Source organism: Bacillus sp. CDB3, assembly GCF_002081505.1.
GTDB lineage: Bacteria > Bacillota > Bacilli > Bacillales > Bacillaceae_G > Bacillus_A > Bacillus_A cereus_AT.
Genome location: NZ_ALBR01000075.1, coordinates 123,285 through 140,914, shown reverse-complemented (window position 1 = coordinate 140,914; position 17,630 = coordinate 123,285). Strand labels below are relative to the sequence as shown.

The following is a 17,630-nucleotide window of genomic DNA, read 5'->3' as shown; positions in this document are numbered from 1 at the left end:
TTAGAGACTCCGAAAGAAGAAAAGCCGCAAGTAGTAGGCAAAGGTAAAGAAGAAACGCTAGAAGAAAATTGGGAAACAACAGAAGAATTAGAAGAACAACCGAAACCAGAAAAACCAGAGGTAACAGAAGAGGAAAATCATTTAGAGACCCCGAAAGAAGAAAAGCCGAAAGTGGAAGGCGAAGGTAAAGAGGAAACTCTAGAAGAGAATTGGGAAACAACAGAAGAATTAGAAGAACAACCGAAACCAGAAAAACCAGAGATAAAAGAAGAGGAAAATCATTTAGAGACTCCGAAAGAAGAAAAGCCGCAAGTAGAAGGCAAAGGTAAAGAAGAAACACTAGAAGAAAATTGGGAAACAACAGAAGAATTAGAAGAACAACCGAAACCAGAACAACCAGAGATAAAAGAAGAGGAGAATCATTTAGAGACTCCGAAAGAAGAAAAGCCGAAAGTGGAAGGCGAAGGTAAAGAGGAAACGCTAGAAGAGAATTGGGAAACAACAGAAGAATTAGAAGAACAACCGAAACCAGAAAAACCAGAGATAAAAGAAGAGGAAAATCATTTAGAGACTCCGAAAGAAGAAAAGCCGCAAGTAGAAGGCAAAGGTAAAGAAGAAACGCTAGAAGAAAATTGGGAAACAACAGAAGAATTAGAAGAACAACCGAAACCAGAAAAACCAGAGGTAACAGAAGAGGAAAATCATTTAGCAAACCCGAAAGAAGAAAAACCTGAGGTGAAAGAAGAGATAAAACCTTCAGAGAACCCGAAAGAAGAAAAACCTGAGGTAAAAGAAGAGGTAAAACCTTCAGAGAACGCAAAAGAGGAAAGACAAACACCGGAAAAATCAGAAGGTGCTGGAAAACAGTTACCACAGACTGGTGGTCATAAAGCATATGAACCATTTTTAGGTGGAGCTTTGATCGTATTTGGATTACTGATGTTAGTGATGAACAAAAGAAGATATAATTAAAACCAATTGATTATTAAAACAGACTGTTATAGGAACATAACAGTCTGTTTTTGTGTTTGGGAGTAGTTCCTGATGTAAGAAAAGTTTTTTTGGGGATACAGCCGCGATATGTGTGAGAAGTATCTATCAAAATACTTATGTTTTAGTGTAATATCGTTTGACTTAATATTCAGAATGTATAGAGCTGATAATTAGAGTGGAATGTTATCTCCAGGAATCCTTCTCCTTAATTTCACCATATCGCATGTGCAGTCTAAACGAAAGAAAAGGAATTACAACAATTTACAGAGAAACATAGAGTGGAGGAGTTGATACGATGAAAGGAAATCTAACTTATTATTTTATCTTATATCCGCTAATCTTCTTTCTTGTTTTCGCCCTTTCACCTATCTTGTTTCATAAAGAAGAATATACAAGTATGAAAGATACATTTGGAATACTTTTATTCTACTACGTGTTAATGATTGGGTATTACTTTATTGATGTTGTAAGTGAAAGAATGAAGAAAAATGGTAAGGACAAACAATAAAGTTTTATTATATAAAAACCGGTGGAGGACAACAAAATGACCGAAAGTGAAATGAAATTCAGGGATACGACCATTCGTAACTTTTTCGATAAAGAGGATCGTTTAAAATCGATTCCAGGTCAAAAGAAGAAAAAACTAGTATTGTTAGAGCATTTAGTTAGCAAGTTAAACGCTGAAAATCAGTATACGGAAAAAGAAATTAATACATTCATAAAACAATATCATGATGATTTTTGTACGATTAGACGAGAGTTTATCGTGCATGGATTTATGGATCGTGAGGATAATATGTACCAAATAAACGCGAAAGAAGTATGGACGAAGTGGGAGGAGTTAAAATAACGAATCAGCGGGGAGATCCCCACTGATTATGAATCCGTGCTAGTTTTGCATTTTCTCTGTAGTAAGTCTATGAACTCTTCAATATTTGAACTTGTAATGTATCCCACCGTTATATATTCATCTTCATAATAAAATATTATTTTTTTATCAAAGATTCTTCTCTTCGTTTCTATAGATACAATTTTTTCATACTCAAATTCGGCAATTAATGTATTTTTATATTGGCTAAAAAAGAGGAGTCTTCTATTAGTAGCAAGTAACATGTCTGAATACGGGACTTTATGAGTAATCGTATAGTCAGTGAACACTTTAGTGAAAAGACTGCCAATATTGGCAGTCTCTTTTTAGTGGAAATGTTTATACTGAGCAAACCTTAAGTTCCAGCCGATTTTTCTGACGAAGATGATGAGCAAAATGCATAGAAATAAGCTGGAACCATTCTACCGCATTTAAGTAACCAAGCCCAGGGTGTTCGACTTTACAATCATTTTGAATAGAAGTAAGTGTTGCTTCGGTATTTTTTACAATTGTAATTAATTCTAGAAACTGTTTCTGCACTTCTTCTTTGTTAGAAGGGTTTTCAGGTGTATATCCCGGATGACCTGGCACTCTGATTTGTATATCCGGGAAAGCCCCCAGTATATATATTTTTTCACCCATATCCGTTTTTTTGTTAGTTATAGAAGGCACTTCAGTTCTACATTTCGCGATTGCATCTAACTGCATATATGTGGAGGCAATTAAATGATTATACATTTGACCAAGAGACCATTCTTCGCTAGACGGCTTCGTCCTAAATTGTTCTATAGAGTACTTTTCTAATTCCTCTATGTAATACGTTGCTAACTCTTTAAATTTTTTCATATCGCTAACTCCTTTTTAAGAAAATGTATTTGTTAATATCTACTATAAAGGAGGGATGCTGACAACATTATGTCAGTAGTGAAATAAAAAAATTAAAGATGTAACATTTTTTTTGCTTCATCACGGATTTTCTCAGAAAAAATTTGGGGCTCTAGTACTTGCACTTGGCTTCCCCAGCTTAATACCCATTGAAATACTTCGTCTATGCTTCTTGATTTCAAAAAGACGTGAAAACCATTATCTTTATGCTCGTATGAATCTATAAAAAAGTATCGTGATTCAATAATTTTATGCGCAATGTGGGCTGGGAATAATAAATGGATCGTAACAGTACGATTGTTTTCAGGTTGATAGTCTTGTAAAGAAAAGTCCTTCGGTTTTGTAAAAAATTCTTGTTCTTGCTGTAATGTATCCATACGGTCTAAGCGAAAATTACGTATTTGTTTTCGCAGTAAACAATGAGCAACGATGTACCAAATTCCTGAAATGTTGACTAAACCGTAAGGATGAACGGTACGTTTTGTTTTTGTAGTTTCTCTCGGTTTACGATATGAAAAAGAGATAGATTGCTCTCTTTGAATAGCTTCTTGTAACAAGAAAAGTTGGCTCTCTAGTTTTTCTTGCTCGGCTTGCTGGTTTGAAAATATAGGAGAAAGGAAACGGAAAGTTCCTCGCAATCCCTCAATTTTCTTTTGTTGATCAGTAGGGAGGACTATCTCAAGTTTCTCTTTTGCTGATTGCGCATGTACAGAAAAAGAAGAGGTGAAAGCTTTCTCAATATAATCACCGCCCAATAAAAGAGTAACGGCCTCTTCTGGCGTAAGCTGAATGGGTGGTAAGAAATAACCATCCATTAATGAATAGCCGTGACCAGGCATTGAAAAAATGGGAACGCCGGATTCGCTGAGTGCGTCCATATCTCGATAAATAGTGCGTATACTTGTCTCAAATTTTTCAGCTAAGCTTTGTGCTGTGACGGTTTGTTTTCTTTGTAATTCAATTAATATAGCTAATAAACGATCCGTCCGATTCATGAAATATCATCCTTTATTTTATAAATATTCTTATTGTGAAATTCTAAAAGTAGTGTGTAATTTCCTGCCATTAACAGACTTTTCCCTATGTATAATATTAATATAGTAAAATCATAAGAACCTATATTGCAGTTTCCAATAATATACTATATAATCAGGATAAGAAAACGTTTTCATGCAAAGGGGGAAAATTTCGTGTCGACTATCGAGGACGTGGCGAAATTAGCGGGGTTATCAAGGACAACGGTTTCTAGGGTGATTAATAATCATCCATATGTTTCAGATGAGAAGAAAAAAAGGGTTCAATTAGCGATGAAGCATTTAGGCTTCGTTCCTAATTCTGCGGCGAGAAGGCTTCGTAAACAAAAACGGAAACAATTGCGGTGCTTGTTCCAAGGATTACAAATCCTTTCTTCAGTCGATTTATTGAAGCAATCGAGATTGCTGCTTCTGAACATAAATATAAACTGATTATTTGTCAAACAAGATATTTACCAGAAAAAGAGATGGAGTATTTACAATTATTATCTACGAAACAAGTAGATGGGATTATTCTATGTTCACTAGAAAATCCGTGGGAAGATGTAGAGCCATACTTACAACACGGTCCAATCGTGTTATGTAATGAATATATTGAGGAAGCAAATGTCCCAACAGTGAAGTTTGATCATGCGCAAGGGGCATACATAGCTGCCAATCATGTACTAGAACAAGGATATCGTAATCTTATTTTTTGCCGTGGTAACGAAACCAAAGTTGTTAGCCAACAGCGAAAAATGGGCTTTTTACGCGCTATTACTGAAAAGAGTAGAGAAGTGGAAGCGATCGATTTTCTTGAAAACGCTTTCTCTTGGGATGATGGAAAACGAATATTCCATGAAGTATTAAAGGACAAAAAAAATCCTACCGCGATTTTGGCAGGAGGCGACGAGGTTGCAGCTGGAATTATCTCAGAGGCGAAACGCCATGATTGGAGTATCCCAGAGGATCTCGCTGTTATCGGTTTTGATAATCAAATTTTATCACAAATTACAGAACCAGGTATTACGACAATTGAACAGCCAATCGATGAAATGGCTCGAAAAGTTGTCGACCTGATGATGGATAAAATTCATACGAAAAATTATCGAAAAAAAGAATTGTATGAGTTTGAACTGGAGCTCTTGGTGAAAGGTTCAACGATGAAGGATACGATGTTATTAGCCTAGTAGACTATGTCTGCTAGGTTTTTTTATGTTCACAAACTACTATTCTTCGTGAACGCAATCGTCACATTTGTTATGGTATGCTTCGTGCTGCTCATCAATTTCTTTCCCGCAGTGTGCACAAGTTTTCGTCGGTAAATTTCTGAAAAACTCCATTGGTTGATCGATCATGTCAATCCCTCCATTTCCATTTCTTACTATCATTGTATTAGTACAAAAAATAAAAGTCAACAACTGTTTTATAACAAAATTGAAAATTAATGAAAAAGTTTAGGAAATGGATTATAGTTAACAATGTAGGATGTACGTAAAACATGCATTCCTACTCGGTTTTAGAAAGGATGGATACATATGAAAATGACTGTTGTCGGCTTTTGGGGCGGCTTTCCAGAAGCGGGAGAAGCAACGTCGGGGTATTTGTTTGAACATGATGGTTTTCGTTTACTTGTAGACTGTGGTAGTGGTGTACTAGCACAGATTCAAAAATATATAACACCATCTGATATAGATGCAGTTGTATTGTCGCACTATCATCACGATCATGTTGCAGACATTGGGGTATTGCAATATGCGAGATTAATTACGAGTGCGACAAAGGGACAACTACCGGAGTTACCAATATACGGTCATTCGTTTGATGAGAATGGGTTCCATTCTTTAACGCATGCACCGCATACGAAAGGAATCGCGTACAATCCAGAAGAAACACTTCAAGTTGGACCGTTCTCCATTTCATTCTTAAAAACTGTTCATCCTGTTACATGCTTTGCGATGCGTATTGCAGCTGGTAGTGACGCTGTAGTATATAGCGCAGATTCAAGTTATATTCCTGAATTTATTCCGTTCACAAAAGATGCTGATCTTTTCATTTGTGAATGTAATATGTATGCACATCAAGAGGCTGCAAAAGCAGGGCACATGAATAGTACAGAAGTAGCAAGTATTGCGAAAGATGCAAATGTAAAAGAACTTTTATTAACGCACTTACCGCATACAGGAAACCCATCTGATTTAGTAACAGAAGCAAAACAAACTTTCAGTGGCCATATTACGCTAGCGCATAGTGGCTACGTATGGAATTCATGAGGTGATACGATGTTATTTATTGATAATAAAGGGATTACAGATCCTAGAATAAACTTAGCGATTGAAGAATATTGTGTGAAAAATTTAGATATTAACGAAACATATTTACTGTTCTACATTAACGAACCTTCCATTATCATTGGTAAAAACCAAAACACAGTAGAAGAAATTAATGCAGATTACGTAAAAGAAAAAGGTATTCATGTTGTTCGTCGTCTATCAGGCGGAGGCGCAGTATATCATGATTTAGGAAACTTAAACTTCAGCTTTATTACGAAAGATGATGGAGATAGTTTCAGCAACTTTAAAAAATTCACAGAGCCTGTAACGAAAGCGCTTAGTAAATTAGGCGTAAATGCAGAACTAAGTGGTCGTAACGACATTTTAGCTGAAGGCAGAAAAATTTCAGGTAACGCGCAGTTCTCAACGAAAGGTCGTATGTTCAGTCACGGTACGTTACTATTTGATTCTGAAATCGATCACGTCGTATCAGCGTTAAAAGTAAAAATGGATAAGATTCAATCAAAAGGAATTAAATCAATCCGTAGCCGCGTTGCGAACATTACAGAATTCCTAAACGAAAAAATGACGACAGAAGAGTTTAGACAACTTCTTCTAGAAACAATTTTCGAAGGAGAAACAGAAATTCCAACGTACGAATTAACAGAAGAGGATTGGAAAGAAATCCATAAACTTTCTGAAGAGCGTTACCGTAATTGGGACTGGAACTACGGAAAATCTCCGAAGTTCAACTTACAACATTCACACCGTTTCCCAGTCGGACAAGTTGACGTTCGTCTTGAAGTGAAAAAAGGAACAGTAACAGAATGTAAAATTTACGGTGACTTCTTCGGTTCACTAGATGTTCATGACATTGAAGAGCGTCTAACAGGCGTACAATTTGATAAAGATGCATTCACTGTTGCTTTAGAAGGCGTAGATATCGCGCGCTACTTTGGTAATATTACAACAGAAGATTTCTTACATTTATTCTTCTAAAAATAATGGAGGAGGCTGTCATAAAGGGCAGCCTCTTTCTGTTTGCGTAGATTGTCCTGTTTTGTCGGTAGGTCGATATATTTGAAAAATCGCTGATATAATTTCATTTACCATAAAATCACAGGGCATCCGCCCCTTATAAAGGAATATATATATTCAAAAGGAGGCGGATCGAAATGAAAAGAGTAATGTACGTTGTATTCTTGCTCAGCCTAATCAGCGGAATGACAGCTTGTAACGATGAAACTTCCTCTAGTCGTACACTTTTATTTATTGGAAAGCCAGCGAAGGATAATGTCATATACTATAAGCATACAGATAACAAACGAAAGATAGATGATATACAAACTATGTTTCAAAATAAAAAATGGAAAAGAAATGAAACGTTTAGTACCGTTGGTAAAACGCCAGATTTCGTCTTGTCGATAGATGAGGACAATAAAGGATTGCCGACATTATATGTTACAGTGTACATTCATGAAAATGGAGCGGACGCTCTCAATTTGTATGGGGAGCATATGGATTTAAATAAGGAGGAAGTTGAAAAACTTAGAGAGAAAATGAGTGCATATTATCCTAAAATGATTTCTGTGCTAGTTTAATAATTTGCTGGTAAGTGGAATTCCCTTATCCTCCCAAATGAATTCAACAGAAGATGCTCCATGTATATGCAGTTAATAGAATATCACTTGCCACTTTAATTTTCTTTTAATATAATTAATTTAGAATTTTTAAATATTCTAAATTTTATAAAGGTGGGGTTTGTGTGAATCTCGTTCAATCTTTGGCTGAAACGGCAAAAAAGAAGGGGGATAAACCGGCTTATATATTTATGGATCAGTCGGTCTCTTATGACCAATTAAACAAAGTGGTCACTAGGTTTTCTAGCAATTTAGCAAAAATGGGCATTGGAAAAGGGGACAATGTCGCATTAGCTGTTGGAAATTCACCACATTTTTTAGTCGGTTTATACGGAACGATGAAAGCCGGAGCAACTGTCATTCCGATTAATCCAATTTATACAGCAGACGAAATACATTATATTTTACAAAATGGAGATGTAAAAACAATCATCGTACTCGACGTCCTTCTACCTGTTATACAATCTCTTACAACAAGACTTCCTTCACTTGAAAATATCATCATATGCGAAACCTCATCAGATTTTAACCATACAGAAACCGAAAAAATGAAAACGTTTACTAGCTTTGTAGGAACTGGGGATATAACTTACGAAGGCCCGGAACTAGATGAAGAAGATGTAGCTGTTATTTTATACACTTCAGGTACAACTGGAAAGCCAAAGGGCGCTATGTTAACACATAAAAACTTATATAGTAATGCAAGCGATGTGGCGTCGTATTTACAATATACTGCCGATGATCGTGTCGTTGCGGCATTGCCAATGTTTCACGTGTTCTGTTTAACAGTTGCGGTAAATGCGCCGATTGTGAACGGGGCGACGATTTTAATGTTACCGAAATTTAGTCCGAAAGAAGTATTCCGTATTTGTCGTACGTATGAGCCAACGATTTTTGCTGGTGTACCGACGATGTACAATTACTTATATTTATTTGAAGAAGCGAGCGCAGAAGATGTGAAGACGCTGCGTCTTTGTATTTCAGGTGGTGCGTCAATGCCTGTTGCTCTTCTGCAAAACTTTGAAAAACGTTTTGGTGTAATCGTTTCAGAAGGATACGGTTTATCAGAAGCATCACCAGTTACTTGTTTCAATCCGTTAGATCGTCCTCGTAAACCAGGATCAATTGGAACAAATATTTGGCATGTAGAAAATAAAATTGTGAATGAACTTGGGGAAGAAGTACCAGTCGGTGCAGTTGGGGAGTTAATTGTTCGCGGACCTAACGTTATGAAGGGTTACTATAATGCGCCAGAAGATACAGCTGCGACACTTAAAGACGGCTGGCTATATACAGGTGATTTAGCGAAAATGGATGAGGAAGGTTACTTCTATATCGTCGATCGCAAAAAAGATATTGTTTTAGTTGGTGGTTATAACGTATACCCTCGTGAAGTAGAAGAAGTATTATATACTCACGATTCGGTAGCTGAAGTTGTTGTAATTGGCGTTCCCGATGAAAATTTAGGAGAAGCAGTGCGAGCTTACGTCGTTCTGAAACAAACGAACGTAACAGAAGAAGAGCTTATGCATTATTGCACGTTACATTTAGCGAAGTATAAAGTGCCGATGAGTATTGAATTTTTAGCAGAGCTGCCGAAGAATACAACGGGTAAATTGTTACGAAGAGCTTTGAGAGAGAAGGCATTACAAGTATAAAAGTAAAGATATCCATCGCTATGACTACAGAGGTGGATATCTTTTTGTCCTGCAAAAGCTCGATTAGTGTGGATGGACAAAATCCCTACTGATTAAAGTTTCATTTTATTTTTTAGAATTGGTTAAGCAATAAGCCCATATATTTAAACCGTAATATGACCAATAAGGAGGAGATATACGTGGAGCAGAAAGAATTACGTTTACGGAGAGTTCAATACCTTATTTGTGACATTATGGATGAAATGAATGCTGAAAGTGAGAAGAAAAACTTAGAAATATTGCAAAAGGTAATTGATCATCTTTCCGGTGCGATTGGTGATTTAGTTGATCCATCTAGCACATATTCTATCGATTATTTAGAAAGGAAAGTTCATACGGCGCATTATTTACTTTTTAAAAACGAGCGGAAAGCGTACTTATGTAGGAAATAATATTTTTAACTTTATTTGACATTGATAATCATTATCAATATGATAGTTATGTTGGGTATATTCATATAAAGGGAGTATTAAAAAGTAATCGGAAAAATAGAAAATCATAGACATGTGTATTGAAATATAATTATGAAATAATGTAAGACGGAAGAATTTTCAGAAATGCTTAATGTGTATGTTGAAACATTGCAAAGATAGGATAACCAAGGATAGAACGATGATTGGGAGAATCGGATTGAGTTTTTATAAACATTTATAAATGCATGGACAATTGTATGGAGGGAAACGTCTTAATTATTATCATCGCACACAAAGATAGGTTTGTTCGTTTTAGATAGGATTGGTTTAAAAAATTTCTTCATACAATCGGAGGGGAGATCATTATTGTCATAATGAAAAATGATCTCCACAAGAAGAGTTTATTCGAGATTTGATATCTATTATTCATGTATGTAGTTGTAGGATATATGGATTGAGAACATATTAAAAAATATCGGAGGATAAAGAGGTATGAGAAGAGCCTATTTGATAGAGATGAAACCGACAAATGAACAAATAACCAAAATCAATCAAACGATTGGAGTGTGTAGGTATGTTTACAATTTGTATATCTCTAAAAACAAAGAGAAGTATGAATCCGAGGGGAAGTTTTTGAGTGGATATGATTTTTCTAAATGGTTAAACAATGTTTATACAAAAGAATGTAGCCAATGGATTAAAGAGGTATCTAGCAAAGCTGTAAAACAGGCAATTATGAATGGAGATCAGGCTTTTAAAAGATTTTTTAAGGGCTTATCAGGGTTTCCACGTCACAAGAAAAAGAAGCATCAAGATGTGAAATGCTATTTTCCTAAAAATAACAAAACGGATTGGACGATAGAAAGACATAGAGTAAAAGTCCCCACGATTGGTTGGATGAGAGTAAAAGAATATGGTTATATCCCTAAAAACAGGATTGTAAAAAGTGGAACTATATGTAAAAGAGCAGGGAGATATTTTGTATCTGTACTTTGTGAATTGAAAGAAACAGCACCAAAGCCAACACTTAACAAAACAGGTCTAGGTATTGATTTAGGGGTGAAGGATTTCGCTATACGTAGCGATGGTATTGTATATGAAAACATCAACAAAATAGGGAAAGTAAAAAAGATAGAAAAACGGTTAAAACGTGAGCAACGCTCTTTATCACGTAAATTTGAAAATATAAAAAAGAGAGGTGAAAAATCTGTTACTAACAAAAGAGCAAATATAGATAAAAATATTCTAAGGGTGCAAAAACTACATGCCAGGCTAGCAAATATTCGGTTAGAGTATGTAAAGTCTATTGTAAATGATGTGGTGAAAACCAAGCCAACATTTATTACAATAGAAGATTTGAATGTAAAAGGTATGATGAAGAACAAACATCTATCTAAAGCAGTTGCTAATCAGTGCTTTTATACATTTAAAACATGGTTATTGACGAAATGTGAGGAATATGGAATCGAACTACGTCAAGTAGATACATTCTATCCCTCGTCAAAGTTATGCTCATGTTGTGGTCAAAAGAAAGTAGACTTAAAGTTGTCCGACCGAGTATATGAATGTGACTGTGGAAATGTTATAGATAGAGATTTGAACGCGTCAATCAACCTTTTACAAGCAAAAAAATATACAATACTAGCGTAAATAGATTGTATATATGTACGGTGGGCTACATCGGAATTTACGCCTGTGGAGTGTTACAGCAAACTGTAGTAGCGAGTGGTTGGCGAGACAGGACACGTAGAAGCAGGAATACTCTAAGAATATACATTTGTCTATATTTTTAGTAGCAGATGTCATATTGATGATGAAGAAAAAACATGTAAATGCATTCGTTATAGCAGCAACTTTAGCAGTTCCATTTAGTGGTATTATGGCACCGATTGCGAAAGCAGATGCAGCGGTTGAAATGAAAGCAAATAGCAAACTAGCAGATGGCACATATGACGTTATTTTAAAGACTTATAAAGATCAAACGAATGATACATCAGTTGCTTCTACATATTTAAAAAATGCAAAAGTAACCATACAAGGTGATAAAAAAATCGTTACGTTAACAGTTCAAGATAGTAGCTATTTCCAGTATCTTAAAGTAGAAGATACAAATAAATTAGGGACATTCCATGATGTAAAAGTGATTTCCGAAGATAAAGCAAATAACGGTACGAAAGTTGTTCAATTTGAAATTGGTGAATTCTCGAAAAAATATAATATGCAAATGCATATATTAATTCCAGCAATTAAATATGACCATAAATATCAAGTACAGTTTGAAATTGATGCAAGTGCGATTGAAAAGAAATCTAAGTTCTCAGATGTACCAACGTGGGCACAAGAGTCAGTTCAATATTTAGTAGATAAAGAAGCAGTACATGGTAAGCCAGATGGTACATTTGCTCCAGCTGAAAATATTGATCGTGGTTCAGCAGCAAAAATATTAGCTACTGTTTTAGGATTAGAAATTAATAAAGATGCGAAGCCGTCATTCCGTGATGCGCAAAATCATTGGGCTACATCGTATATTGCCGCAGTTGAAAAAGTAGGTATTGTAAAAGGTGATGAGAAGGGTAACTTTAATCCGAGCGGGTTAATTAACCGTGCATCAATGGCTTCTATGCTAGTAAATGCATACAAATTAGAAAGAAATGAAAATATGAAACTACCAAAAGAATTTGCTGATTTAAAAAATCATTGGGGTGCGAAGTATGCGAATATTTTAATCCAAGAAAACATTTCAGTTGGAACAGATAATGGTTGGGCTCCAGATAAATCGGTAAGCCGTGCGGAAGCTGCACAATTTATTGCGAAGGCAGATAAGTTGAAGAAATAAGGTGGAACTTTAATCAGTGGGGGACTATCCTCACTGATTTTTATTTATGAAGAAAAAACAAAATCCAAGTTGACACATGTGAATTACGGAATTAAAATGAAAAGAAATCGAATAGAATACATTAGAAGCTAATCAGATAAACTGAAGGCGCACAATGTTCACGTTTGTGAATATATTGTGTGCCTTTTTCTATATGTATAAACTAAGGGGGCTTAACGATGAAAAAGTGGGGTAAGACAACGTTTATGAAAAGTACAGGTGTTTTATTATCAGCAGTTGTACTTTTATCAGGGTGTGGTTCGGCAACGTCCACTAATAATTCTGAAGGAAGTGGAGATACAAAAACAGTTGAACTTTTAAATGTTTCATATGATCCAACGCGTGAGTTATATCAAGATTTTAATAAGGACTTTGCGAAGTATTGGAAAGAGAAACATGGCCAAACAGTAAATGTAAAACAATCACACGGCGGATCTGGAAGTCAGGCGCGCTCTGTTATTGACGGTTTAGAAGCGGATGTTGTAACGTTAGCACTCGCTTATGATATTGACGCAATTAGTAAGAAAAAACAGTTGGCAGAAGATTGGCAGAAGCGACTTGCCGATAATTCTACTCCGTATACATCAACGATTGTATTTCTTGTGAGAAAAGGAAATCCGAAAGGGATTAAAGATTGGGATGATTTAACGAAAAAAGGTGTGTCCGTCATTACACCAAACCCAAAAACATCAGGTGGAGCACGTTGGAACTATTTAGCGGCGTGGGGATACGCACTGAAAAAATATAATAATAGTGAAGATAAGGCGAAAGAGTTTGTTAGCCAAATTTATAAAAACGTAGAAGTATTAGATTCAGGAGCGCGCGGAGCAACGACAACATTTGTTGAAAAAGGAATTGGTGACGTATTAATCGCATGGGAAAACGAAGCGTTATTATCTCAAAAAGAACTTGGAAAAGATAAATTTGAAATTGTGACCCCTTCAATTAGTATACTAGCAGAACCACCAGTAGCTGTTGTAGATAAAGTCGTTGATAAAAAAGGAACGAAAAAAGTAGCAGAAGGGTATCTTGAATATTTGTACTCAGAAAAAGGACAGGAAATTGCGGCGAAAAACTTTTATCGCCCGCGTAATGAAAAAGTAGCAGAAAAGTACGCATCACAATTTCCGAAAGTTCAATTATTTACAGTTGATGAACTATTTGGCGGATGGAAAAAAGCGCAAGAAAAACATTTTAATGATGGAGGCGTATTCGATAAAATTTATCAAAAATAATGCGCGCTGCTAAAGGGTGATGAGGTGAAGGAATATGAGGAAGAAAAAACGTGTGTTACCGGGATTTGGATTATCTCTTGGATTTACAATGCTCTATATGAGTTTATTCGTACTTATACCACTTTCTATCGTATTTATTCAAACTTCGCAGCTAGGCTGGAAGAAGTTTGCTGGGGTTATAACGAGTGAGCGCGTTTTGCATTCATATCAAGTGAGTTTCACAACTTCACTTGCAGCAGCTGTTGTAAATGCCATTTTCGGTTTATTAATTGCGTGGGTACTCGTTCGATACACATTTCCAGGGAAACGGTTGTTAGATGGATTAATTGATTTACCGTTCGCTCTGCCGACAGCTGTAGCTGGTATTACGCTTACAACGCTATATGCGGAAAATGGCTGGGTTGGAAAAATATTTAGTGTGTTTCATATAAAAGTAGCTTTTACCCAGCTAGGAATTATTATTGCACTGACGTTTATTGGCTTACCATTTGTCGTCCGAATGGTGCAACCCGTACTGCAAAATATTGATAAAGAAATAGAAGAAGCAGCTTCTAGTTTAGGAGCGTCACGCTTTCAAATATTTGTGAGAATCATTTTACCAGAAATATTCCCAGCTCTGCTTGCTGGTTTTTCACTCGCATTTGCAAGGGCATTAGGGGAATATGGATCTGTCGTTTTTATAGCTGGAAATATGCCGATGAAAACAGAAATTGCACCACTTATGATTATGACGAAACTAGAACAATATGATTATGCAGGGGCAACAGCAGTAGCAGCTGTGATGCTTATCATTTCTCTCCTTTTCCTTCTTCTTATTAACATGATTCAAACTTGGAGTAGAAGGCATGAACTAAGAAATGAATAGGAGGAGAGAAAATGGAACCAACATTATTAGAAAAGAAAATAGTGAAAAGCGTGTCAGCTAAAAAAGAATCAAAACTTGTACCAATTCTATTCATTACGATAACAATTTTATTTTTATCTCTCTTTCTAGTACTCCCGCTCGTGACAATTTTTATGAAAGCTTTTGAACGGGGAATTGATGTATATATTGCCGCTGTAACAGATCCAGAAGCATTTTCAGCAATCAGGTTAACGCTTCTTGTTGCGTTAATCGTTGTGCCGCTTAATACGATATTCGGAATAGCAGCGGCTTGGCTTATTACAAAGTTTCAGTTTAAAGGAAAGCAACTATTATTATCACTTATTGAATTGCCGTTTGCAGTATCACCAGTTATCGCGGGGTTAGTGTTCGTTTTACTTTTTACACCGAGAGCTGCTTTTGGTGGGTGGCTATTGGAACATGGTGTAAAACTCATTTTCTCAGTCCCAGGTATTATCATTGCAACGATATTCGTAACGTTCCCGTTCGTTGCACGTGAATTAATCCCGGTTATGCAGGCGCAAGGGAAAAGTGAAGAAGAGGCAGCTCTGTCACTTGGTGCAAGCGGATGGAAAATGTTTTGGCGAGTTACATTACCTAATATAAAATGGGGCCTTTTATACGGCATGATTTTATGTAATGCCCGCGCCATTGGTGAGTTCGGAGCTGTTTCCGTTGTGTCTGGTCACGTGCGCGGCGTTACAAATACGATGCCGCTTCATATTGAAATTTTGTACAATGAATATCAATTTTCAGCAGCGTTTGCTGTGGCGACTTTAATGTCATTCATCGCAGTTCTTACGCTCGTTATAAAAAACTGGATTGAATGGCGAATGGAAAAACGACAATAAGGAGGGACTATGATGAGTATTCGAATTCAAGGTGTATCAAAACAATATGGTACGTTTCAAGCGCTGACAGACATTCAGTTGGATATTCCAAAAGGTGAGCTTGTCGCCTTATTAGGCCCGTCGGGTTCTGGGAAAACGACGTTATTACGAATTATTGCAGGATTAGAAGAAGCGGATGGAGGCTCTATTTCATTTGATGGGGAAGATTTAACAGATATTCACGTGAAAAATCGGCAAGTTGGTTTCGTCTTCCAGCACTATGCACTTTTTAAACATATGAATGTATTTGAAAATGTCGCTTTCGGTTTAAAAGTAAGAAAGAAAAGTGTAAGACCGTCAGCAGAAGCAATAGAAGAAAAAGTAACAGAATTATTAAAGCTTGTAAAAATGGATGGTTTCGCAAAACGTTATCCAGCACAATTATCTGGTGGACAACGCCAACGTATTGCATTAGCTCGGGCACTTGCGGTAGAACCGAAAATTTTATTACTTGATGAACCGTTCGGTGCACTTGATGCAAAAGTACGAAAAGAATTACGGCGATGGCTCCGGAAATTACATGACGAATTTCAAATTACGAGTGTATTCGTAACGCATGACCAAGAAGAAGCATTAGACGTTGCGGATCGAATCGTTGTGATGAACGAAGGACGAATTGAACAAATGGGAACGCCGGAAGAAGTATATGAAAATCCAGCAAGTCCATTCGTATATGACTTTTTAGGAAATGTAAACTTATTTCACGGTCGTGTTCATAAAGGTAAGCTAAATGTAGGATCAGTGGAACTAGAAGCACCAGAGCATAAGCACGTTTCAAACGTAGACGGAGTGGGATACGTAAGGCCACATCATCTATCAATCTCTCGTACGAAACAAAGTGTAGATGCAATTCCAGCGAAAGTATCATACTCACACGCAGTTGGCCCTGTCGTATATGTAGAATTGAAGCGCGACGGAACAGATGAGTATTTAGAGGCGGAAATTAGTAAAGAACAGTTCAGGCAGCTCAACGTTCAAACAGGTGAGTTTGTATACGTACATCCGAGAGAAGTGAAGGTGTTTATTCCGGAGGATTTTGTGATTTAAGAGAGTTAAAATCAGCAATCTATTAATAAGAGGAAGCCTCCTAAAATATATTTTGGGAGGCTTCCTCTTTGGTTATCGTGATAATTTTTTCTCATATGAAATGTACTAGAACAAAAGTGAACGTAAGAGCTTTGTTGAATCATGTTCATATCATGTCGTTAGTAGACACGTATATAATGTGTTTTTTTAAGGTTGTTTTCGTAAGTATTGTTGCTATTAAACTATTTTAATTTTGGATATTTTTATCATATGTTTCTGCAACAAACACAAAGTCTACATGCTCTTTATCAATAAAAATACTTGTTTTAGATGGAAGACCTGTTATTTTAGAAACAATATCAACCTCAATAAGGTCAAATCCCACACGATAAGCATCTTCAATGTCAATTCCACCAGTTAGAAAATTTAATCCATCCCCAAAGGACTTAAATACCAATACATTTTCTTTCAAACTTTTATTATCCATTTCAATCCATTCCTCGTTAATAAAAGTCTGACATGTCGTGCACTTTGGAACGCACTCGATGTGATTTATCCCCTTATAACTATTAAGTGAAAACATATAGGTATGAGTTTCTTTAAAGTTGATATCTATACCGTATTTAAAAGCAAAGGTTTTATATACCATCTCATAAAATAATGGTATTACAATATCATCCCATGCGTCATAGGAAAAAGCATGAATTGGTATTAGATGAGGATATAAACTTACAATCGCTTTTTGAAAATTAAGTAAGATGGTTGTATCTGTAATTTCTTTTAAAGAATCATCTATTTCATGGTCATAATCTTTCGAAATTCTGTTATCAATCATATGAAAAACTCCTTACATAGTCTTCTATATACTACGTTTTTCCACATCATCAGTTACTTTCCTTCTTTAACTAAACTGCAAGTTTAACTGATTGATTCCCAAAA

General features: G+C 36.1%; 18 protein-coding genes and 2 pseudogenes. 15 read left to right on the top strand and 5 right to left on the bottom strand.

What is annotated here, in order from left to right:
* The 3 genes from CDB3_RS18860 to CDB3_RS18850 form a co-directional block, all read left to right on the top strand.
* Positions 1-972 (top strand): LPXTG cell wall anchor domain-containing protein (locus CDB3_RS18860; RefSeq protein WP_128855538.1); only part of this gene is annotated, 972 nt, incomplete at its 5' end.
* 316 nt (positions 973-1,288) lie between these two features.
* On the top strand, positions 1,289-1,501 hold the full coding sequence (locus CDB3_RS18855) for a hypothetical protein (RefSeq protein ID WP_128855537.1): 213 nt from the start codon (positions 1,289-1,291) through the stop codon (positions 1,499-1,501).
* A gap of 36 nt (positions 1,502-1,537) precedes the next feature.
* A complete protein-coding gene (locus CDB3_RS18850; RefSeq protein WP_128855536.1) occupies positions 1,538-1,843 on the top strand; it encodes a DUF2087 domain-containing protein in 306 nt (101 codons plus the stop codon).
* A gap of 26 nt (positions 1,844-1,869) precedes the next feature.
* Here the strand turns inward: CDB3_RS18850 and CDB3_RS18845 are convergent.
* From CDB3_RS18845 to CDB3_RS18835, 3 genes and pseudogenes are all read right to left on the bottom strand, one after another.
* Positions 1,870-2,145 (bottom strand): annotated as a pseudogene (locus CDB3_RS18845) (PH domain-containing protein); the annotation flags it as partial.
* A gap of 55 nt (positions 2,146-2,200) precedes the next feature.
* On the bottom strand, positions 2,201-2,707 hold the full coding sequence (locus tag CDB3_RS18840) for a DinB family protein (protein WP_128855535.1): 507 nt from the start codon (positions 2,705-2,707) through the stop codon (positions 2,201-2,203).
* Positions 2,708-2,799: 92 nt separating this feature from the next.
* Positions 2,800-3,741, bottom strand: a complete 942-nt coding sequence (locus tag CDB3_RS18835; RefSeq protein WP_128855534.1) for a helix-turn-helix transcriptional regulator — start codon at positions 3,739-3,741, stop codon at positions 2,800-2,802.
* A gap of 195 nt (positions 3,742-3,936) precedes the next feature.
* Between CDB3_RS18835 and CDB3_RS18830 the strand changes: the two are divergent.
* Positions 3,937-4,949: pseudogene (locus tag CDB3_RS18830) on the top strand (LacI family DNA-binding transcriptional regulator).
* A 39-nt stretch (positions 4,950-4,988) separates the two neighbouring features.
* On the opposite strand, the gene yhfH reads toward CDB3_RS18830, so the two are convergent.
* On the bottom strand, positions 4,989-5,117 hold the full coding sequence (yhfH, locus tag CDB3_RS18825; RefSeq protein ID WP_000567010.1) for a protein YhfH: 129 nt from the start codon (positions 5,115-5,117) through the stop codon (positions 4,989-4,991).
* A 180-nt stretch (positions 5,118-5,297) separates the two neighbouring features.
* Here yhfH and CDB3_RS18820 point away from each other — a divergent pair, with 180 nt between their 5' ends.
* The 11 genes from CDB3_RS18820 (at position 5,298) to CDB3_RS18765 (ending at position 16,712) form a co-directional block, all read left to right on the top strand.
* On the top strand, positions 5,298-6,032 hold the full coding sequence (locus CDB3_RS18820; protein WP_128855533.1) for an MBL fold metallo-hydrolase: 735 nt from the start codon (positions 5,298-5,300) through the stop codon (positions 6,030-6,032).
* Positions 6,033-6,041: 9 nt separating this feature from the next.
* A complete protein-coding gene (gene lplA, locus CDB3_RS18815) occupies positions 6,042-7,031 on the top strand; it encodes a lipoate--protein ligase (RefSeq protein WP_128855532.1) in 990 nt (329 codons plus the stop codon).
* A 176-nt stretch (positions 7,032-7,207) separates the two neighbouring features.
* Positions 7,208-7,633 (top strand): hypothetical protein, encoded by a 426-nt coding sequence (locus CDB3_RS18810; RefSeq protein ID WP_128855531.1) that lies wholly within the window; start codon positions 7,208-7,210, stop codon positions 7,631-7,633.
* 164 nt (positions 7,634-7,797) lie between these two features.
* A complete protein-coding gene (locus CDB3_RS18805; protein WP_128855530.1) occupies positions 7,798-9,330 on the top strand; it encodes a fatty acid--CoA ligase family protein in 1,533 nt (510 codons plus the stop codon).
* Positions 9,331-9,509: 179 nt separating this feature from the next.
* Positions 9,510-9,761 carry a hypothetical protein gene (locus CDB3_RS18800; protein ID WP_128855529.1) on the top strand — a complete coding sequence of 84 codons (252 nt, stop codon included), beginning with the start codon at positions 9,510-9,512 and terminating at the stop codon, positions 9,759-9,761.
* A gap of 513 nt (positions 9,762-10,274) precedes the next feature.
* Positions 10,275-11,432 carry an RNA-guided endonuclease InsQ/TnpB family protein gene (locus tag CDB3_RS18795; protein WP_128855528.1) on the top strand — a complete coding sequence of 386 codons (1,158 nt, stop codon included), beginning with the start codon at positions 10,275-10,277 and terminating at the stop codon, positions 11,430-11,432.
* A 160-nt stretch (positions 11,433-11,592) separates the two neighbouring features.
* Positions 11,593-12,618: an S-layer homology domain-containing protein gene (locus tag CDB3_RS18785; protein ID WP_128855546.1), complete on the top strand. Its 1,026-nt coding sequence runs from the start codon at positions 11,593-11,595 to the stop codon at positions 12,616-12,618.
* Positions 12,619-12,836: 218 nt separating this feature from the next.
* Positions 12,837-13,892, top strand: a complete 1,056-nt coding sequence (locus CDB3_RS18780) for a sulfate ABC transporter substrate-binding protein (RefSeq protein WP_098361662.1) — start codon at positions 12,837-12,839, stop codon at positions 13,890-13,892.
* Positions 13,893-13,926: 34 nt separating this feature from the next.
* Positions 13,927-14,757, top strand: a complete 831-nt coding sequence (cysT, locus tag CDB3_RS18775) for a sulfate ABC transporter permease subunit CysT (RefSeq protein WP_128855527.1) — start codon at positions 13,927-13,929, stop codon at positions 14,755-14,757.
* An 11-nt stretch (positions 14,758-14,768) separates the two neighbouring features.
* Positions 14,769-15,626, top strand: a complete 858-nt coding sequence (gene cysW / locus CDB3_RS18770; RefSeq protein WP_128855526.1) for a sulfate ABC transporter permease subunit CysW — start codon at positions 14,769-14,771, stop codon at positions 15,624-15,626.
* A 12-nt stretch (positions 15,627-15,638) separates the two neighbouring features.
* On the top strand, positions 15,639-16,712 hold the full coding sequence (locus tag CDB3_RS18765) for a sulfate/molybdate ABC transporter ATP-binding protein (protein ID WP_128855545.1): 1,074 nt from the start codon (positions 15,639-15,641) through the stop codon (positions 16,710-16,712).
* Positions 16,713-16,938: 226 nt separating this feature from the next.
* Here the strand turns inward: CDB3_RS18765 and CDB3_RS18760 are convergent, their stop codons facing one another.
* Positions 16,939-17,526, bottom strand: coding sequence for a hypothetical protein (locus CDB3_RS18760; protein WP_128855525.1), 588 nt, complete (start codon positions 17,524-17,526; stop codon positions 16,939-16,941).
* Between the last annotated feature and the right edge of the window lie 104 nt (positions 17,527-17,630).

Excerpts from the sequence above, each read along its gene's own strand:
- CDB3_RS18855 (WP_128855537.1), top strand. The coding sequence starts at position 1,289 with ATGAAAGGAAATCTAACTTATTATTTTATCTTATATCCGCTAATCTTC.
- CDB3_RS18850 (WP_128855536.1), top strand. The coding sequence starts at position 1,538 with ATGACCGAAAGTGAAATGAAATTCAGGGATACGACCATTCGTAACTTT.
- CDB3_RS18840 (WP_128855535.1), bottom strand. The coding sequence starts at position 2,707 with ATGAAAAAATTTAAAGAGTTAGCAACGTATTACATAGAGGAATTAGAA.
- CDB3_RS18835 (WP_128855534.1), bottom strand. The coding sequence starts at position 3,741 with ATGAATCGGACGGATCGTTTATTAGCTATATTAATTGAATTACAAAGA.
- yhfH (WP_000567010.1), bottom strand. The coding sequence starts at position 5,117 with ATGATCGATCAACCAATGGAGTTTTTCAGAAATTTACCGACGAAAACT.
- CDB3_RS18820 (WP_128855533.1), top strand. The coding sequence starts at position 5,298 with ATGAAAATGACTGTTGTCGGCTTTTGGGGCGGCTTTCCAGAAGCGGGA.
- lplA (WP_128855532.1), top strand. The coding sequence starts at position 6,042 with ATGTTATTTATTGATAATAAAGGGATTACAGATCCTAGAATAAACTTA.
- CDB3_RS18810 (WP_128855531.1), top strand. The coding sequence starts at position 7,208 with ATGAAAAGAGTAATGTACGTTGTATTCTTGCTCAGCCTAATCAGCGGA.
- CDB3_RS18795 (WP_128855528.1), top strand. The coding sequence starts at position 10,275 with ATGAGAAGAGCCTATTTGATAGAGATGAAACCGACAAATGAACAAATA.
- CDB3_RS18785 (WP_128855546.1), top strand. The coding sequence starts at position 11,593 with ATGATGAAGAAAAAACATGTAAATGCATTCGTTATAGCAGCAACTTTA.
- CDB3_RS18780 (WP_098361662.1), top strand. The coding sequence starts at position 12,837 with ATGAAAAAGTGGGGTAAGACAACGTTTATGAAAAGTACAGGTGTTTTA.
- cysT (WP_128855527.1), top strand. The coding sequence starts at position 13,927 with ATGAGGAAGAAAAAACGTGTGTTACCGGGATTTGGATTATCTCTTGGA.
- cysW (WP_128855526.1), top strand. The coding sequence starts at position 14,769 with ATGGAACCAACATTATTAGAAAAGAAAATAGTGAAAAGCGTGTCAGCT.
- CDB3_RS18765 (WP_128855545.1), top strand. The coding sequence starts at position 15,639 with ATGAGTATTCGAATTCAAGGTGTATCAAAACAATATGGTACGTTTCAA.
- CDB3_RS18760 (WP_128855525.1), bottom strand. The coding sequence starts at position 17,526 with ATGATTGATAACAGAATTTCGAAAGATTATGACCATGAAATAGATGAT.